Annotated in this window: 2 protein-coding genes and 1 pseudogene; 1 reads left to right on the forward strand and 2 read right to left on the reverse strand. The window is 67.4% G+C overall.

Annotated features, from left to right (window positions below):
* Positions 1 to 144 precede the first annotated feature (144 nt).
* Both ACWDZ7_RS42780 and ACWDZ7_RS42785 read right to left on the reverse strand, forming a co-directional pair.
* Positions 145 to 459: a helix-turn-helix domain-containing protein gene (locus ACWDZ7_RS42780; RefSeq protein ID WP_451804369.1), complete on the reverse strand. Its 315-nt coding sequence runs from the start codon at positions 457 to 459 to the stop codon at positions 145 to 147.
* Positions 456 to 1,520, reverse strand: a complete 1,065-nt coding sequence (locus ACWDZ7_RS42785; RefSeq protein ID WP_451804371.1) for a tyrosine-type recombinase/integrase — start codon at positions 1,518 to 1,520, stop codon at positions 456 to 458. The genes ACWDZ7_RS42780 and ACWDZ7_RS42785 overlap by 4 nt, the downstream gene beginning before the upstream one ends.
* Positions 1,521 to 1,665: 145 nt before the next feature.
* Between ACWDZ7_RS42785 and ACWDZ7_RS42790 the strand changes: the two are divergent.
* Positions 1,666 to 1,815: pseudogene (locus tag ACWDZ7_RS42790) on the forward strand (ATP-binding protein); the annotation flags it as partial.
* Between the last annotated feature and the right edge of the window lie 48 nt (positions 1,816 to 1,863).

Consider the following 1,863-nt stretch of genomic DNA (forward strand, 5'->3'; position numbering starts at 1 on the left):
TGGCCGCAGCGGGGGCAAGCGGCTCTGGCCGCCGCTTCTTTCTGCCGGGCGGTGCAGCGACAGCAGTACTGCCGGTCGATGAAGCCGACCGGGGCTCCGCAGCCGATGCAGTCGCTCTGTTTGACGCCCACGATGCTACCCGGGTCACAGCGGCGGCATCGAACGGCCGCGGGCGGAGGCTGCCTTGGGCAGTTCAGCGACTGGCCGTGATGGGGCGGCAGGGCGCTCGACGGGGGTGGTGTCGACCTCGAACAGGTCGTTGGGAGTGCATTCCAGTGCGGTGCACAATGCGATCAGGGTGGACATCTTCACCTGGGAGGGTTCCTTGGTGAACAGCGCGGACACTGATGCGGAGGACATCTGCAGGCCGGCACGTTCGGCCAGAAGTCGCTGCAACTGGGTGCCGGTCCAGACTTCGCGCTGGGCGGCGGCCATCCGCAGGCGCCATCGGATCTTCATGCGGGGCTGCCCTCGTCGGCGGTGAGTTCGCTCAGCGTGGTGGTCACCGCGCGGCGATAGGCGTCCTCGATGAACGTCGCGGAGGGCCGGACGTATCTCATGGTCGAGCTGACCGTCCAGTGACCGAGGAGTTGCTGGATCGCCACGAGGTCCACGCCGCGTTCGTAGTTGTGGGTCGCGCAGGCCCGCCGCAGGGCATGCGGGCTGAACCGGTCGGCGGCCGGGCGTCCTTCGAGTTCCATCAGATAGCGCAGGCGGTTGCGGATCGTCCCGCGGTGCAGGCTGCCGCCGGACTCGTCCGCGAACAGGACTGGCGAGTCGGGGAACTTGCCCCGCACGTCGTCGAGGAACCAGTGCAGGACGAGGTCGAGGCCGTCCAGCATGGGCACCCAGCGCGGCCTGGGGCCGGAAGTGCGGGCGCCTTTGCCGAAACGTACGTGGAGTTTTCCGAACGGGCCCCGCGAGAAGTGAACGTCGGGACGGTCCAGCAGGGAGGCTTCTTCCGAGCGCAGGCCGGCGTGATAGAGGGTCCGGAACATTGCATAGTCCCGGGCGGCGGGCCCGTACTTGCGGGCGGTGGCGATCCGGGATTTGAGGAAGTCGAAGAACTCCGCCACTCGCTCCGGGGTCGGCGGCGGCAGTTGGGCCGGGGAATCGTCCCCGACATGCCGCGCGGCGTTAAACTCGTCTACCGGGCAGACCAGACGGACACCGAACCCCGCTTCGACCTCAACGGCCTTGCGGACCTGCAGGAACCGATGGAATCCCTTGAAGATCTGCACATACTCGCGCCGGGTCGAAGCCGCCCGCCCCGCGAGGGCCAGGTCGCCGACGACGCGGTCGATGTCCTCCGGGGTGACGTCCCACGCAGGCCGGCCCAGCGCAGTCAGCGTTCGCTCCAGCAGGCCAATGTCGTTCTCGACCGTCACCGGGCTGAACCCGCGGGCCCGCCACGAGGCGACGAACGCTTCGACGCATTCGGCCTGGAACTCCCACGGGTCGGCGGTCACCGGCTCCAGCAGGACAGCACCACCCTCGATCACCCGTAACTGGGATGTCACCGGCACACCTTCCTCGCACCTGACCGATCAAGGCAGCGCCTGGAGAATCCGAGCACCACCGTGAAGACCAACGAGGACCGCAGGAGATGGATACGGGCCGGTGACAGCAGTGATCCTCGAAAAGGAACATGTGCCAGCCCCAGATGACTGGGCCGGGGCCTTCGGCGACGAGGTCCTCGCCACCGCCATCCTCGACCGGCTCCTCCACCACTGCGAAGTGATCTCCATCAACGGCCCCAGCTACCGGTTCAAGAACCGCCTCAAGGCGATCGAGCGAGAGAACGACGTGGCCTGACAACCCACGTCGCTTCCGGCGGCCGAACACGTGATCAGTTGCCGATCA

Source organism: Streptomyces sp. NPDC003032, assembly GCF_053591415.1.

What these genes read in the sequence shown, in the direction of transcription:
- ACWDZ7_RS42780 (WP_451804369.1), bottom strand. Translation starts at nt 459, where the DNA reads ATGAAGATCCGATGGCGCCTGCGGATGGCCGCCGCCCAGCGCGAAGTC.